The sequence below is a fragment of the Paraperlucidibaca baekdonensis genome, from assembly GCF_003387535.1.
Taxonomy (GTDB): domain Bacteria; phylum Pseudomonadota; class Gammaproteobacteria; order Pseudomonadales; family Moraxellaceae; genus Perlucidibaca; species Perlucidibaca baekdonensis.
On the sequence record NZ_QUNR01000002.1, the window covers coordinates 248,087 to 263,421 of the forward strand.

Consider the following 15,335-nt stretch of genomic DNA (forward strand, 5'->3'; position numbering starts at 1 on the left):
AGGATGATTGCATGACGATTTTGGTCACCGGCGGGGCCGGCTATATTGGTTCGCATACGCTTATCGAGCTCATGGCAGCAGGGCACGACGTGCTGGTGCTGGATAATTATAGCAATGCCAGCGCTGAGTCATTGCGCCGAGTTGAGCAGATCGCGGGTCGCCGCGTGGCGTGCATTGAGGGCGATATTCGCGATAAGACAGTGCTCGCGAAGGTCTTCGCTACGCATGATATTTCTGCGGTTATTCATTTTGCCGGCTTGAAGGCGGTTGGCGAAAGCGTTGAGCAGCCACTAAAATATTACGACAACAATGTCCATGGCTCGCAAGTGCTGGTCGAGGCCATGCGCGAGGCAGGCGTGTTTACGCTGGTGTTTAGCTCGTCGGCCACGGTCTATGGCGAGCCAGCGCAAATGCCCATCAGCGAGGCCTGCCCAGTGGGCCGCCCGACCAATCCGTATGGTCGCTCCAAGCTCATGGTTGAAGACATTCTGCGTGATGTAAGTGTCTCTGATGCGCGCTGGAATATCGCGATTTTGCGCTATTTTAACCCCGTGGGTGCGCACAATAGCGGCCTGATCGGCGAAGATCCTCAGGGCATTCCCAATAATCTGCTGCCCTACATCAGTCAGGTTGCTGTGGGCAAACTGGCCACGCTCTCGGTGTTTGGTGACGACTATGCCACGCCCGATGGCACGGGCGTGCGTGACTATATTCATGTCGTGGATTTGGCGCAGGGCCACGTGGCGGCGCTGAAATTTTTGGCGCGTGAGGGCGGTGTGCACACCTGGAATCTCGGCACTGGCCAGGGCTATTCGGTGCTGGAGATGGTCCATGCTTTCGAGCAGGCCAGTGGTGCGGCCGTGCCGTATGCGCTGATGCCGCGCCGCGCGGGTGACATTGCCACCTGCTACGCTGACCCGCAGAAAGCCAGCAGCGAGTTGGGCTGGCGGGCCACGCGCGGCCTCAGTGAGATGATGCAAGATACTTGGCGCTGGCAATCGCAAAACCCGAATGGTTTCCGAGAAGCATGAGCGTGTCGCCACCAAACGATGCGCCGAGCGCTTCGGGGCCGGTGCCAAGCTTCGTCGCCATTGGCCTAGAAAACCCGAAAACGCCCGATAACGTTGGCTCGGTGCTACGTGCTGTCGGCTGTTTCAATGCGCAGGCGGTGTACTACACCGGCCAGCGTTATGACATCGCCGCCAAGCATCATACCGACACCAAAAATGTGCAGAGCCGTGTGCCGTTGGAGCGCACGTATTCATGGGCTGAGCTCAAAGCGCAGCTGCCCGAGGGCACAAAAATGGTCTGCGTGGAGCTCGCTTTAGGCGCGACCAGTTTGCCCGAGTTTGAGCATCCAGAACGCGCGCTTTATGTGTTTGGCCCAGAGGATGGCAGCTTGGCGAAAGCCGCCGTGAGTGCGGCCGATGCGGTGGTGTATATCCCCACCATTGGCTGTTTGAATTTGGCGGCCACGGTTAATGTGCTGCTCTACGATCGCTTACTCAAGCGCGGCGCAACGCTCGATAAAACCGGCGACGAGCTAATTTTGGCGAGCCGCGATAACCGCAACCGACTCAAGGTTTAGCGCGCACCGACTAGCAAAAATTCCAGCAAGGCCTTTTGCGCATGCAGTCGATTTTCCGCCTCATCCCAGACTACGCTACGACGATCATCGAGCATGTCTTCGGAGATTTCCTCACCCCGATGCGCCGGTAAGCAGTGCATAAATAGCGCGTCATCGGCGGCATGATCCATCAGGCGCGGGTTGACCTGATACATGGAGAAGCGCCGCTTACGCACACTCTGTTCCGACTCCTGACCCATGCTGGTCCAGACATCGGTGGCGACCAAGTGCGCACCCTCGGCGGCCTCCTCAGCCGTTTTCACCAACGTCGCGCAGTGCGCGTACTGCTCGAGCATGTCGGGGTCGGGCTCAAAGCCGTAAGGGCAGGCAATGCGCAGGTGAAAGCCGAACTGATGCGCGGCATGCACATAGCTATTGCACATATTATTGCCATCGCCGACCCAGGCAAATTCGCGACCCGCCAAGGCACCGCGATGCTCAACAAAGGTTTGCAAATCGGCCAGCAGTTGGCAGGGATGATGGTCATCGGTGAGGGCGTTAATCACCGGCACCCGCGAATAAGCCGCAAAGCGCTCAATGGTGGCGTGCTCAAAGGTACGGATCATCACCGCGTCGACCATGCGGGAGATGACTCGTGCCGAGTCCTCAATGGGCTCGCCGCGACCCAGCTGCGTGTCGCGTGGCGATAGAAAAATCGCCGAGCCGCCAAACTGCGCCATGCCGGCTTCAAACGACACGCGCGTGCGCGTCGAGGACTTCTCGAAGATCATGCCCAGCACGCGATTTTTCAGCGGCTCATAAATCTCACCTGCGCGCAGCAGGCGCTTGAGCTCAATGGCGCGGTCGAGTACGCCTTGCAGTTCCGCCGGAGTGAAGTCGAGTAGCGTGAGAAAGTGACGAGTACTCATGCGCGCGCCTCATGGCTTGGCGCTAAAAATGCTCGTGCCAAGGCGCTGATGCGGCTCACCAGTTCGTCGCTCTCGGCCGCCGTTAAAATTAGCGGTGGCAATAAGCGAATGCGATTTTCAGCACTGACAATTAGCAGCACACCGGCCTCGCGCGCCAAGGCCACCAACTCTGTGCAGGGCTTCGGCAGCACCACGCCGAGCATCAGACCGGCGCCCTCTACATACACGCCTAAATCGCCGAGCTCGCGGGTAAAGCCGTCGCGAATGCGCTGGCCCATGACCTCGGCGTTGGCCACGACGCCATCGAGCAGGCCGTCCATGGTCGCCAATGCCGCCGCACAGCCGAGCGGCGTACCGCCATAGGTAGTGCCATGTTTGCCTGGGCTAAACAGCTCAGTGGCCCGGCCGGAGACCAGCGTGGCGCCAATCGGGAAGCCATTACCGAGGCCTTTGGCGGTGCTCAAAACATCCGGCAAAATGCCCGCGTGTTGGTAAGCAAAGTAGCGCCCGGTGCGGCCGTTGCCGGTTTGGATTTCGTCGATCATCAGCAGCCAATCGTGCTGATCGCAGAGTTCGCGCAGTGACTTTAAGTAGCCAAAGCCAGCTTTCGCGGTGCGTACGCCGCTTTCACCTTGAATCGGTTCGACCAAGATCGCCACGATGTTGGGGTTGCGCGCGGCCACGGCTTTAATGGCCTCAAGATCATCAAACGGTACACGCTCAAAGCCTTGTACCAGCGGCCCGAAACCTTCTTGAATTTTCGCATTGCCGGTGGCGGTTAGGGTCGCCATGGTGCGGCCATGAAAGCTGTTTTCCATGACAATAATCGTCGGCGTTTCAATGCCTTTGCTGTAGCCATGCAGCCGGGCGAGTTTGATCGCGGCTTCATTGGCCTCGGCGCCGGAGTTGCCAAAAAACGCCCGGCTCATGCCCGATACCGCACACAGGCGTTCGGCGAGCTGCTCTTGCAACGGCACGCGATACAAATTGGAGGTGTGCACCAGCGTGCTGGCCTGCTCAGCAATGGCTTTCGCCACGCCCGGATGCGCATGACCTAGCCCACAAACGGCGATGCCGGCGGTGGTATCGAGGTAGCGCTTGCCATCGCTGTCATAAAGCCAAATGCCTTCGCCGCGCACAAACGCTACGGGCTGGCGTGCATAAGTTGGCATGAGAGTGATGGGGGCGGTCATGATGGCAGGCCTGCTGATCGATAAAAAGGCAATCGCGGAGTGTAGCGCCGGGGCGGAGTTTCGCCAAGACACTTGGCAGTCTGCTATATTATCTCCCTGCTCGCCACGCCACGTGGCATCCACTTTTTTTAGTAATGAGATGCGTCCATGGAAATCGAAGCCTTAATCAACAAACAAATCGCCGACAACACCGTGCTGCTCTTTATGAAAGGCACGCCGCAATTTCCCCAGTGTGGTTTTTCCGCGCGCACCGTGGAAGCCATGGTGCAAGTCGGTGAACCGTTTGCCTATGTGAACATCCTGGAAAATCCAGAAATTCGTGCGACCTTGCCGAAAATTGCCAACTGGCCCACCTTCCCGCAGCTGTGGGTCAAAGGCGAGCTGATTGGCGGCTGCGATATCGTCATGGAAATGGCGCAAAAGGGTGAGCTGGCCTCCTTGATTAAAGAAGCCGTCGCCAAGTAACCCCTCGCAATACCCACGCTAATGGAGTTCAGCATGTTGCCAATTTTCTTGTTATCGCTGGTCATTTTGGCGGTCTTGATCGTCCTGCTCAGCGTAAAAACCGTGCCCCAGGGCTACGAATGGACCGTTGAGCGTTTTGGTCGCTATACCACCACGCTCAGCCCCGGCCTGCATTTCATCATGCCGTTTTTCGACCAGATTGGTCGCAAACTCAGTGTCATGGAGCAGGTGCTCGACATTCCGGCGCAAGAAGTGATTTCGCGTGATAACGCCATGGTGCGTATCGATGCCGTGTGTTTTTATCAGGTCATCGATACCCCGCGTGCGGCCTATGAAGTGCAGGGCTTGGGCTATGCCATTCAGAACCTCGCGATGACCAATATGCGCACCGTCATTGGCTCGCTCGATCTCGACGAAATGCTCTCGCAGCGTGACCAGATCAATAGCCGTTTGCTTGCAGCGATTGATCAGGCCACCGGCCCGTGGGGTATCAAGATCACCCGTGTGGAAATCAAAGACATCACGCCGCCGACTGACCTGGTCGATGCCATGGCCTCGCAGATGAAAGCGGAGCGGATGAAGCGAGCGTCGATTTTGGAAGCCGAGGGTCGCCGTCAGGCTGAGATTTTAGAGGCCGAAGGCGAGAAGCAAGGGCAGATCTTGAAAGCCGAAGGCGCGCGTGAAGCGGCGTTTTTGGAAGCCGAGGCGCGTGAGCGTGAAGCACAAGCCGAGGCCAATGCCACGTCGGTGGTGTCTGAAGCCATCGGTAAGGGCAACATCCAAGCGCTGAACTACTTTATTGCGCAAAAATACGTGACGGCTTTTGGCGAAGTGGCGGCATCGACCAACTCGAAAGTCATCATGATGCCCATCGAGGCTACGCAGTTGGTTGGCAGTGTCGGCGGCATGGGTGAGTTGCTTAAAGCCATGCGCGTTGAGCAGGGCTAGGCCATGACGGCCACGATGTGGTGGGTGGTGGCATTGGTGTTGGCGCTCAGCGAGCTGCTTTCGGGTTCGCTGTTTTTGCTGATGCTAGCCATTGCCGGTGGTCTGACCGCGCTGGCAACGCATGCGGGACTGACGGACTGGCGCTATCAAGCCGGGCTGTTTTCGCTGCTGTCGGTGTTGCTCTGCTATGGCTGGGCGAAGCGTCGCGCGGCGCAAGCCGTGCCCGCGCCGACCGGTTTAAATACCGGCTCCAAACGCTGGCTGGGTCGTGAACTGGTGCTGTCGGAGGCCATTGTCAATGGTCGTGGGCGTGCCGCCATGGACGACAGCCATTGGTCGGTGACTGGCCCTGAGTTGCCCGCCGGCACCCGTGTGCGGGTAGCGGCGGTGCAGGGCAATACTTTGGTGGTGGAAGCGGTGGTCAGCGCGCCTTAAGTTGTTGCGCGGCGCAGCACATCAAACAGGCTGGTGGCTTGATTCTGCTCGGGAATCACCCCAGCCTGTTTCAATTGCGCGTGCAGTTTTGGTAGCTGCCAGCATGGCGCCGTGGGCATGAAGTGATGCTCTAAATGGTAGTGCTCGTAGTGCGGCGCAAACAGCAATTTTTCCAGCCAATTTGCCGAGGTGCTGCGCGCATGCAGCAGCGGATTGGTGCTCATGGGGTCGGCGACCACGGCGTGATCGGCAATTTGGCGAATGCGCATGCACGTTGGCAGCACAAAGATGAACGCGATGGCCCAGAGGCCATAAAGCCAGCCATTACCCAGTGCGTAGAGAGCCGCCCAAATCGCGACCTGCCAGGCAATCGCCAGATGGCCATTGTTTTTCACGAACATGCGCAGATAACCAACCACACCCTGTGGCGCAGGCGTCACACGCTCGACTTTGCCGGTCAGCTCGTACTGCCAATAGCCCGCGTACATGCCTAGTAAGCCGACGATGGATTTGAGGCCGGTTTGCCCGCTGACATCGCGCCTGATTTTGCGCCGCAGGCTGGCGGGGCTGACCGGATAATCTTTGGTCATGATGAGATCGGGGTCATCAAGCGTGCCGGCGAGACGATGATGCTGCATGTGGTAGGCGCGGTAGCCGGGCATGCTTTGCAAGATCGGCAGGGCGGCGAGGTATTCGCCGACCCATTCGTTGAGTGCCGGCGTGGCAAAGAGCGAGCGATGCGCGGTTTCATGCTGCAAGATGGCAAACCCAGCCATGGCGCAGCCCAGCAGCAGCGTGCTCAGCACATACGTGAGCGGGTGCGGCCACGCCAGGCTGAGGCCAAATGCCAGCAGCACTAGGCCCCAATCTTTGGCGACTTCGCGGGCGCCGCGCCAATTCGATTTTTCATTGAGCGCAGCGCGTTGTGCGGCGCTTAGTGTGTAGGTGTTCATGAGGCCTGCTCGGGGTCGTTTGCGATAATTTATATTACGCAGTAAATAGCCATCGTGCAATCTATGTAATAAAACGCACGATTTTTAGTAAAAACGTCGCGGAGCAAGCGAGCCTGTGTTTCAGGCTCTATAATAGTCCGCAGAATGTGCGATAGCTGCGGCTGTGGCCTGTGTTCATCGTTTTTGGAGTCTGCTCATGTCGTCTTTTTCAGCCCCTATGCCATCGGGTGATGCCGCATCTGCCCCTGTTGGGCGCGAGCAGCGCCTAGCGACAGCCGTCCGCGAAGCCTTAGCGCCAACGCATCTGGAAGTCATCAATGAGTCGCATAATCACGGCGGCTCGGGCACCGAGACGCACTACAAGCTCATTGCTGTGAGTGCCGCATTTGAGGGCCAGCGCGCCGTGGCCCGGCATCAGCGCGTGTATGCGCTCACGGCCGCCGAGCGCGAGACGGGCTTGCATGCTTTGGCGCTGCATTTGTACACCCCGGATGAATGGGCCGCCGTGGCGAGGGCACCGGATAGCCCGGCGTGCCGTGGAGGTAGCCAATGAGCGAGGCGTGGATTCAGGCGCGCCAAGCCGCCGATGAGCCGGTGGTGGTGGCGGCGCTCTATCATTTTGCCGACTGGCCGGAGTTTACTGAGCAGAAAGCGCCACTGACCGAGTTCTGCCTGGCGCAGGGCATCCGTGGCACCTTGCTGCTCGCGCACGAGGGCATTAATGGTACGGTTTCCGGCACCCGCGAGGCCATCGATGCTCTGCTGGCGCGCTTGCGCAGCGATGCGCGATTTGCCGACCTGGAGCACAAAGAATCCGTCGCTGAGCGCCATCCGTTTTTGCGCCTGAAAATTAAGCTTAAGCGCGAAATTGTCACGCTAGGCCAGCCCGTTGACCCCACGGCGTTGGTGGGCACTTACGTGAAGCCGCAAGACTGGAATGCCCTAATCAGCGACCCGTCGGTGCTGGTCATCGACACGCGCAATGATTACGAGGTTGCCATTGGCAGTTTTGCTGGCGCGGTGGATCCGAAAACCGCACATTTCAGTGATTTCCCAGACTATGTGGCGAGCCAGTTAGACCCGGAAAAGCACACGCGCGTGGCGATGTTTTGCACCGGCGGCATCCGCTGCGAAAAAGCCTCGAGCTATATGCGCCAGCACGGTTTTGATGAGGTTTACCACTTGCAGGGTGGCATCTTGAAGTACCTCGAAGAGGTGCCGGAACAAGACAGTCTGTGGCAGGGCGAGTGTTTTGTGTTCGATGAGCGCGTGGCGGTCAAGCATGGTCTTGAGCCGGGCGAGGCCACGCTCTGTTATGGCTGCCGGCGCGCCTTAATGCCCGTTGATCTGGCGTCGCCGCTGTACGAATACGGCATCAGCTGTGCGCATTGCCACGATAGCCTGAGCGATGATCAGCGTGCGCGCTTTGCCGAGCGCCGTTTACAACTGGCGCTGGCGACTAAGCGTTTGGGAGGGGCTTAATGCCCTTCGGGTGCGTGGAAGTGCAGGTAAATCGAGGTGATGAGTTCGGGGATTTCCGCGGTCATGCCAGCAAGCATTTTGCGGTCGCGACGCAGCGGCATCAGGTCGGGATCTTCGATCAAATCCGAGAGCACCAGCATGGGCAAAGTCATGTCGGCGATCTCGTCTTCGTCGAGCTTGTACCAGTCGTCTTCATCCAAAAACAAGGCTTCCATAAAGCCCGCGCACCAGCTGTTGAGCGGCGTGTCGTCGTTGGGCTCGGCGTGCAGCGGGCAGGGCAGCTCGAGGCGCACACCGTGGTAAAGCGCGGCGTGGATGCTTTTTTGCCAGGCTTTGAGGTCGGCGTAGAGGTCGGCGCTGGCTTGGGCGTCGGGCAGCGGCGCCTCGTCATCGAAGCAGGCCAGCATGGCATCGTCGTCCAGCGTGCCGCGCGGGCCCACGGTGAGGCCAGTCAAAAAGCCATGCACGCCGGCAAAATCAGGGCCGTTGGGGTTGGCATCGTCATCGAGAAAGGTTTCCAGCGCCAGCAGCGTGGATTCGGGCAGGGCGTATTGTTCGTGCATAAAAGGCGCTCCAAAATGTCCACGCATTGTACGAGGGCTGCCCGATGACCGCTAGCCTAGATCGCGCGCGCGAGGTGCTGCGCCAAGTCTGGGGCTATGGCGAGTTTCGTGGTCGCCAAGCCGAGGTGGTTGAGACCGTGGCCAATGGCGGCGATGCCTTGGTGCTGATGCCCACCGGCGGTGGTAAGTCGCTGTGCTATCAGGTGCCGGCCTTGATGCGCTCGGGCACAGCCATTGTCATCTCGCCGTTGATTTCGCTGATGCAAGATCAGGTCGCCACGCTCTTGCAGCTGGGCGTGCGGGCGGCGTATTTGAGCAGCAGTCTCGACATGCACGAGGCGCGCGCGATTGAAACGCAGCTGCTCGAGGGCTCATTAGACCTGCTCTATATGGCGCCTGAGCGAATGATCACGCCGCGTAATTTGGCATTGCTGGCGCGCGTGCCGATTGCATTATTTGCCATCGATGAAGCGCACTGTGTGTCGCAATGGGGCCACGATTTCCGCAGCGACTACTTGGGCTTGTCGGTGCTTGCTGAGCAGTTTCCGGATGTGCCGCGCTTGGCGCTGACCGCCACCGCCGACCTGCGTACGCGTGCCGATATCGCTCGGCTGCTGAAGCTCGATCAGGCGCCGGTATTTTTAAGCAGCTTTGATCGGCCGAATATTTATTACCGCATTTTGCCGCGCTTAAATGCGATGGATCAGCTCACCGATTTCATCCGCCGCGAGCATCCGCAAGATGCCGGAATTGTCTATTGCTTATCGCGGGCGAAAACCGAAAAAGTTGCCGCCGCGCTGGTCAAGCTCGGCTTCCCGGCGTTGGTCTATCACGCGGGTTTATCGCCAGCGGAGCGCGAGGCCAACCAGACCCGATTTTTGCGCGAAGAGGGCATCATCGTGGTGGCCACCATCGCGTTTGGCATGGGCATTGATAAGCCCAATGTGCGTTTTGTCGCGCACTTGGATTTGCCGAAAAGTCTCGAGGCCTATTATCAAGAGACTGGGCGTGCCGGCCGCGATGGTTTGCCCTCGACTGTCTCGCTGTTTTACGGTCTGCAAGATGTCATCAAGCATCAGCAAATGCTCGCGCAGTCCAATGGCAGCGAGGAACACAAACGTCACGAGCGCCGTCGCATCGATGCCATGTTGCAGCTCTGCGAAACGGTGACGTGCCGGCGCCAACTGCTGCTGCGCTATTTCGATGAGCACTTGAGTGAGCCCTGTGGCCATTGCGACGTCTGCTCCGAGCCCGTGGCGACCTGGGATGCCACCGAGCCGGCGCGCATGGCGCTGTCGGCGGTGTATCGCACCGGCCAGCGTTATGGCGTCGAATACGCAGTGGAGGTGCTCAGCGGCAAGCGCTCCGAGCGTGTCGTGAGCAATGGTCATGAGGCGCTCGCGGTGTTTGGTCAAGGCGTGCACCTGAGCTTGAAAGCCTGGCGTAGTGTCTTTCGCCAGCTGCTCGCGCATGGGCTGTTGCTGGTCGATGCCGATGGCTATGGCACGCTGCGCTTGGCGCCAGAATGTCGTGCGCTGCTGAAAGGCGAGGTCAGTCTGCAGCTGCGCAAGGATCGTGACAGCGCGCAGCGCAGCAGCAAATCGTCGCGCGCGGCGAGCAGCATTGAGCCCGCTGATGAGCCGTTGTGGCAGGCGCTACGGGCGCGTCGGCGAACATTGGCCGAGGAGCAAGGTGTGCCGCCGTATGTGATTTTTCACGACAGCACGCTGGTGGCCATGGTCACGCATCAGCCGCAGAGCTTATCGGAGATGGGGGCCATCCAAGGCATCGGCGAGAGCAAATTGGCGCGCTATGGCGAGGCTTTTTTGGCGGTGATTTTAGATCACAGCTATCCGGTGCTGGGCTGAGCGCCGACGTGGCCTGGCAGCTCAAGCGCACCGCGCGGCGTAGCGTCGCCATTCATATTCGCCGCGATGGCCACGTCGAGGTGCGCGCGCCGCTGCGCTATCCGCTCAATGCCATTGAGGCGTTTGTGGCGAGTCGCCAATCGTGGATTGCCGAGCAATTAGCGCGCTTGAGCGAGCTGCCGGTGTTGCCGGCGTGGGGCGAGGGCAGGCAATGGTGGCACGGTGGTCAGGCGTGGCCGGTACGGGTATTGGCCAATAGTGCATCGCGCCGCACACGCGTGAACTTTCAGCTCGGCGTGCCGGCTGCGCCAGCGGGTTTCACTATTTCCACGCCCATTGACCCAGCACATTGGCCCGAGAGCATCCCTAAGGCGCTGCAGGCTTGGCAGCTCGCCGAGGCCAAGCGCGTGCTGCCCGGGCGCGTTGAGACACTAGTATTAACGCATGGTGCTCAATGGCGCCCGACGGCGCTGCGCTTTCGCTGCTTGCGTGCGCGTTGGGGCAGTTGCAGCGCCGACGGCCGCATCATGCTCAACACGCAGCTACTGCAGCTGCCTGAGCATTTAATCGATTATGTGATTTGTCATGAAATGGCGCATTTGCGCGAGATGAATCACAGCGCGGCGTTTTACGCGGTGCAAAGCCAGCTCAACCCGAACTGGCCTGCGCAACGCGCTGAGATGAAGCAGTGGGCGAAGCGCTTAGCGGCTGTCTAAGTCGTGCCGTTTTAGCGCGAGTTGATCGCCACTTCGAGCCAGTCTTTCACGCGATTAGCATCGCCAATACGCGTGTATTTGCCCCACGAATCCATCAGTACAATGACCACCGGCATGTCGCGGATATGCGCCATCATCACCAAACAGCGCCCGGCTTCATTAATGAAGCCAGTTTTCGAGATATCGATTTCCCATTCGGGTTTTTTTACGAGGCCGTTGGTGTTGCGAAAATGCTGCTCTTGGCCGCGCACAGTCACCGTGTAATCCGGTGCGGTGGAAAACGCGCGAATATCGGGGTAGCGATACGCGGCTTGCACCATTTTCGTGAGCTCGCCGGGTGTTGAGACATTCTCACCATGCAGGCCGGTGCCATCAAAAAAACGCGTGTTGGGCATGCCGAGACTGCGCGCTTTGCGATTCATTGCGGCGATGCCGGCGTTAAGGCCGCCGGGGTAATTGCGAATTAGCGCCGAGGCGGCACGATTTTCAGAGGACATCAGCGCCAATAATAACAGGTCGGCGCGCGGTAATTTGGTGCCCACCGTGAGGCGCGAGTGCGTGTGGCGCAGGTGGTCAATATCGCCCTCGGTGATGGTCACCAGCTCATTCATGGGCTGCTTGGCGTCGAGCACCACCATGGCGGTCATCAGCTTGGTGATGGAGGCAATCGGCAAGCGTTGATGCACATTTTTTGAATACAGTACTTCGCCGCTATCGACATTGGTAATCAGTGCGGCACGCGAGGCCACATCGAGGCGTGTGGTTAAACTGCTTTCAATAATATCGGGGCCGGCGCGGCGTTGTTCGGCAGCAATTTGTGCCGGTGACATGCCGGCGGCTAGGCTAACGGAGGGCAGCGAGGCGGCGACCATAAACACAGCGGCGAATGCCCAAGCGGGGCGCGAAAAAATAGGACGTGGCAACATAAAAGAGTCTCGGGACGTATGACTAATTGCTTTTCCTGCTTATGTAACATAAGACGTGGCGAGTAAGATAGCGCTAACCCGCATTTATAGGAGGTCTTGTGCCGCTCACGGTTGCCATTGTTGATAGTCATCCTGTGTTGAGTCATGGCTTGGCGGCGCTGCTGGAGCCAGTTCCAGGGCTGGCGCAGGTGACGGTGATCACGGAGCACGCCGCGCTGATATCGGCGCTTCGCCAAGACCTCGCGCAGGTTGTGCTATTGGGCATTACCGATACCGATCCGCTGCTTTTCGACACCGCGCTGTGTGCTATGCGCCAGCCGCATCAGCCCAAAGTCGCCCTGATGAACCAATGCCCATCGGTCTCGCCGCAGGCGCTCATTGATGCCGGCGTCTCGGCATTCGTCAGTCGCCAGGCCGGCCTCGATGAGCTCGTCAAAGCCTTGAGCATGGCGGCCATGGCGCAGCGTTATGTCTCGCCCGAATTAGCACAGGCCTGGTTGCTGTCCACGCCGTCACTGAGCGCCGGTGACCAGCCATTTGCGGCGCTGTCTGAGCGGGAATGGGAAGTGTTGCGCTATTTATTGGCCGATAAGCGCGTGCAAGAAATAGCCACGGCGTTATCGCTGAGTCCAAAAACCGTATCCACCTACCGAAGCCGCCTGATGGAGAAACTCGGCGTGCAATCCGACATGGCGCTGTTGCGGCTGGCGCAAGCGGCGGGGCTGTGCGCATGAGCGATGTCACGGCCAGCTTAACCGACCTCAGCGCGCGCGATGCCACGCATGATGCGCAACGCCTGGCGAATTTGCGCGACACCATTAAGACGCTGCCCAATGATCCGGGCATCTACCGCATGCTCGATGCCTCCGGCGCGGTGCTGTATGTGGGCAAGGCCAAGGTCTTAAAAAATCGCGTCAATTCGTATGTGGCTAAGCAGGTCGATAGCCCGAAAACGCGGGCACTGGTGGCGCGTATCGCGGCCATTGAAGTGACGATTACGGCGTCGGAAACCGAGGCGCTGTTACTTGAGCAAACACTGATTAAGTCGCTGAAGCCGCCATTTAATATTTTATTGCGCGATGACAAGAGTTATCCCTCGGTGTTGCTGACCGAGGGAGATGACTGGCCGCGACTGAGTTTTCATCGCGGCACCAAGCGCAAAAAAGGCCGTTATTTTGGCCCTTTCCCAAGCTCGGTGGCGGTGCGCGATAGCCTGAATTTATTGCAGAAGTTATTTCAGGTGCGGCAATGCGAGGACAGCTTTTTTCGCAATCGTGCGCGACCGTGTTTGCAGCACCAAATTGGCCGCTGTCGGGCGCCGTGCGTGGGCCTGGTTAGCGACGAAGATTATCGTCGCGATGTCATGAATACGCGGCTGTTTTTGGAGGGCCGCAATGCCGAGGTCACCGACAATCTCATCGCGCGTATGGAGATGGCGGCGGAGACCTTGGACTTTGAGGCGGCGGCGCGCTATCGCGACCAACTCAGCGCTTTGCGGCGTGTGCAAGAGCAGCAGTTTGTGCTGAGCGATGTCGGTTCGGCAGACGTTTTTGGCGTGGCGGCGCAGCCTGGTGGCGTTTGCGTGTCGGTATTGCAGGTGCGCGAAGGGCGCGTGTTAGGCAGTAAATCGTGGCATCCGAGTGTCTTTGGCGAGACCGCCGTGGCAGATATTCTCAGCGAATTTTTGCCTTCTTATTATTTGCAGATCGGCGGTGGTCGTGTGTTGCCGCGCGAGATTATTGTGCCGGTAGACTTAGCCGACGATGTGGTGTTGGCCGATGCCTTGCGCCAGCAGTTTGGCCGTGAGATAGACATCAAGTCGCGGGTGCGCGAGACGCGTGCGGCATGGCTGACCATGGCGCAGCGCAATGCCGAATCGGCATTGACGGCCAAGCTCAGTCATCGTGGTCATACCGCTGCGCGCTTTGCTGAGTTGCAGCGTGTGTTGGCGTTGGCCAAGCCCATTGCGCGCATGGAGTGTTTTGATATTTCGCACACCATGGGTGAGGCCACCGTGGCCTCTTGCGTGGTCTTCGATGCCGAGGGCCCGCGCGTGAAAGATTATCGCCGTTTTAATATCGATGGCATCACGCCCGGCGATGATTATGCCGCCATGCATCAGGCCTTAATGCGCCGTTACAGCAAGCTCGGTGCTGCCGATGAGCGCCTGCCCGATGTGCTGTTTATCGATGGCGGCAAAGGCCAGCTGCGCCAGGCCATTGAGGTGTTTGAGACGCTCGGCATTACCTCGGTGCAGCTGGTCAGCATCGCCAAAGGCGAGGGCCGCAAGCCGGGTTTGGAGACGCTGCATTTTCCCGATCGCGAGCCGCTCAATCTCGATGCGCAATCGCTGGCGCTGCATTTGACCCAACACATCCGCGATGAGGCGCATCGATTTGCCATTACCGGGCATCGCGCGCGGCGGGCGAAAGCGCGAAAAACATCAAGCCTGGAGGGTATCGATGGCGTGGGGCCGGCGCGCCGGCGCGCGCTCATCCAGCATTTCGGTGGATTGCCGGAGGTGCTGCGCGCCAGTGCTCATGATCTCGCGCGCGTGAGCGGCATCAGCGAGTCATTAGCACAAACTATCTATGCTGCCTTGCACAGCCACTGAAGTTCTAGGATAGTCTGAGGCCTTATTTGCCGCGTATGGAGACGGTGTTGGCTGCGCGACCGCTCTGGAACATCCCCAATATATTAACTGTCTCCCGTGTCGGCCTGATTCCGGTGCTGTTGGTGTTGGCGTATTCGCCCATTGGCTATCGCAACGAAATCGCCGCGGCGGTGTTTGCCTTTGCCGCCATAACCGATTGGTTCGATGGCTATTTGGCGCGCACGCTCAATCAAGGCTCGGCGTTTGGCCGCTTTTTAGACCCGGTCGCCGACAAGCTCATGGTCGCCGCGGCGCTGATTTTATTGGTCGAATGGCATGCCCATGTGGTCATGGTGGTGCCGGCGATTGTCATTATTTCGCGGGAAATCACCATCTCGGCCTTGCGTGAATGGATGGCCGAAATCGGTCAGCGTGCGCAGGTCGCGGTCAGCGCCATTGGCAAATGGAAAACCGCTGCACAAATGGTCTCGATCACACTGTTGCTGCTCGATTGGTCGGCGCTTAACCCTCTGGCGTGGGGCCTGTTGTATATCTCCGTGGTGCTCACGCTCTGGTCGATGTGCATCTATTTGGTCGCGGCGTGGCCCTCGCTAAGCGAAGCTGACTAAACTTTGCGCAGACAGTTGCGCAGGTGCTTGACTTGCCAAGCCCACCGGATAAAATGCGCGCCTGTTCA

General features: G+C 59.0%; 17 protein-coding genes. 12 read left to right on the forward strand and 5 right to left on the reverse strand.

The window, feature by feature from the left end:
* The first annotated feature begins 11 nt into the window (after nucleotides 1–11).
* Entirely contained in the window at nucleotides 12–1,031 is a 1,020-nt protein-coding gene (gene galE, locus DFR26_RS05165; protein ID WP_116207904.1) for a UDP-glucose 4-epimerase GalE, read from the forward strand.
* Nucleotides 1,028–1,588: an RNA methyltransferase gene (locus DFR26_RS05170; protein ID WP_116207905.1), complete on the forward strand. Its 561-nt coding sequence runs from the start codon at nucleotides 1,028–1,030 to the stop codon at nucleotides 1,586–1,588. Before galE ends, DFR26_RS05170 begins: the two co-directional genes overlap by 4 nt.
* On the opposite strand, the gene argF is transcribed toward DFR26_RS05170, so the two are convergent.
* Both argF and DFR26_RS05180 read right to left on the reverse strand, forming a co-directional pair.
* Nucleotides 1,585–2,496: an ornithine carbamoyltransferase gene (gene argF, locus DFR26_RS05175; RefSeq protein WP_116207906.1), complete on the reverse strand. Its 912-nt coding sequence runs from the start codon at nucleotides 2,494–2,496 to the stop codon at nucleotides 1,585–1,587. The genes DFR26_RS05170 and argF overlap by 4 nt on opposite strands.
* Nucleotides 2,493–3,689 (reverse strand): aspartate aminotransferase family protein, encoded by a 1,197-nt coding sequence (locus DFR26_RS05180; RefSeq protein WP_220375705.1) that lies wholly within the window; start codon nucleotides 3,687–3,689, stop codon nucleotides 2,493–2,495. Before DFR26_RS05180 ends, argF begins: the two co-directional genes overlap by 4 nt.
* A gap of 147 nt (nucleotides 3,690–3,836) precedes the next feature.
* Here DFR26_RS05180 and grxD point away from each other — a divergent pair, with 147 nt between their 5' ends.
* The 3 genes from grxD to DFR26_RS05195 are packed head-to-tail and all read left to right on the forward strand — an operon-like array spanning nucleotide 3,837 to nucleotide 5,537.
* Nucleotides 3,837–4,154, forward strand: a complete 318-nt coding sequence (gene grxD, locus DFR26_RS05185) for a Grx4 family monothiol glutaredoxin (protein ID WP_116207907.1) — start codon at nucleotides 3,837–3,839, stop codon at nucleotides 4,152–4,154.
* Between the two features lie 33 nt (nucleotides 4,155–4,187).
* Entirely contained in the window at nucleotides 4,188–5,102 is a 915-nt protein-coding gene (locus tag DFR26_RS05190) for an SPFH domain-containing protein (protein WP_245953012.1), read from the forward strand.
* A gap of 3 nt (nucleotides 5,103–5,105) precedes the next feature.
* A complete protein-coding gene (locus DFR26_RS05195; protein WP_116207909.1) occupies nucleotides 5,106–5,537 on the forward strand; it encodes an NfeD family protein in 432 nt (143 codons plus the stop codon).
* On the opposite strand, the gene DFR26_RS05200 is transcribed toward DFR26_RS05195, so the two are convergent.
* Nucleotides 5,534–6,490 (reverse strand): fatty acid desaturase family protein, encoded by a 957-nt coding sequence (locus DFR26_RS05200; protein ID WP_116207910.1) that lies wholly within the window; start codon nucleotides 6,488–6,490, stop codon nucleotides 5,534–5,536. The genes DFR26_RS05195 and DFR26_RS05200 overlap by 4 nt on opposite strands.
* Before the next feature lie 196 nt (nucleotides 6,491–6,686).
* On the opposite strand from DFR26_RS05200, the gene DFR26_RS05205 reads away from it, so the two are divergent.
* Nucleotides 6,687–7,043 carry a BolA family protein gene (locus DFR26_RS05205; RefSeq protein WP_245953013.1) on the forward strand — a complete coding sequence of 119 codons (357 nt, stop codon included), beginning with the start codon at nucleotides 6,687–6,689 and terminating at the stop codon, nucleotides 7,041–7,043.
* The gene (gene trhO / locus DFR26_RS05210; protein ID WP_116207912.1) at nucleotides 7,040–7,972 is read left to right on the forward strand and encodes an oxygen-dependent tRNA uridine(34) hydroxylase TrhO; all 933 of its coding nucleotides are present in this window, start codon (nucleotides 7,040–7,042) and stop codon (nucleotides 7,970–7,972) included. Before DFR26_RS05205 ends, trhO begins: the two co-directional genes overlap by 4 nt.
* Here trhO and DFR26_RS05215 read toward each other — a convergent pair.
* Nucleotides 7,969–8,535, reverse strand: a complete 567-nt coding sequence (locus tag DFR26_RS05215; RefSeq protein ID WP_181898990.1) for a YecA/YgfB family protein — start codon at nucleotides 8,533–8,535, stop codon at nucleotides 7,969–7,971. The two genes, trhO and DFR26_RS05215, sit on opposite strands and share 4 nt — an antisense overlap.
* 44 nt (nucleotides 8,536–8,579) lie before the next feature.
* Here DFR26_RS05215 and recQ point away from each other — a divergent pair, with 44 nt between their 5' ends.
* Complete coding sequence (gene recQ / locus DFR26_RS05220; RefSeq protein ID WP_116207914.1) at nucleotides 8,580–10,403, forward strand: DNA helicase RecQ; 1,824 nt, start codon at nucleotides 8,580–8,582, stop codon at nucleotides 10,401–10,403.
* Nucleotides 10,404–10,411: 8 nt separating this feature from the next.
* Nucleotides 10,412–11,119: a M48 family metallopeptidase gene (locus tag DFR26_RS05225; protein WP_181898991.1), complete on the forward strand. Its 708-nt coding sequence runs from the start codon at nucleotides 10,412–10,414 to the stop codon at nucleotides 11,117–11,119.
* An 11-nt stretch (nucleotides 11,120–11,130) separates the two neighbouring features.
* On the opposite strand, the gene pbpG is transcribed toward DFR26_RS05225, so the two are convergent.
* Nucleotides 11,131–12,045 carry a D-alanyl-D-alanine endopeptidase gene (gene pbpG, locus DFR26_RS05230; protein WP_116207915.1) on the reverse strand — a complete coding sequence of 305 codons (915 nt, stop codon included), beginning with the start codon at nucleotides 12,043–12,045 and terminating at the stop codon, nucleotides 11,131–11,133.
* Nucleotides 12,046–12,143: 98 nt separating this feature from the next.
* Between pbpG and DFR26_RS05235 the strand changes: the two genes are divergently transcribed.
* The 3 genes from DFR26_RS05235 to pgsA are packed head-to-tail and all read left to right on the forward strand — an operon-like array spanning nucleotide 12,144 to nucleotide 15,267.
* On the forward strand, nucleotides 12,144–12,779 hold the full coding sequence (locus DFR26_RS05235; protein ID WP_116207916.1) for a LuxR C-terminal-related transcriptional regulator: 636 nt from the start codon (nucleotides 12,144–12,146) through the stop codon (nucleotides 12,777–12,779).
* Nucleotides 12,776–14,659 (forward strand): excinuclease ABC subunit UvrC, encoded by a 1,884-nt coding sequence (gene uvrC, locus DFR26_RS05240; protein ID WP_116207917.1) that lies wholly within the window; start codon nucleotides 12,776–12,778, stop codon nucleotides 14,657–14,659. Before DFR26_RS05235 ends, uvrC begins: the two co-directional genes overlap by 4 nt.
* Nucleotides 14,660–14,694: 35 nt before the next feature.
* Nucleotides 14,695–15,267, forward strand: a complete 573-nt coding sequence (gene pgsA, locus DFR26_RS05245; RefSeq protein ID WP_116207918.1) for a CDP-diacylglycerol--glycerol-3-phosphate 3-phosphatidyltransferase — start codon at nucleotides 14,695–14,697, stop codon at nucleotides 15,265–15,267.
* Nucleotides 15,268–15,335: the final 68 nt, after the last annotated feature.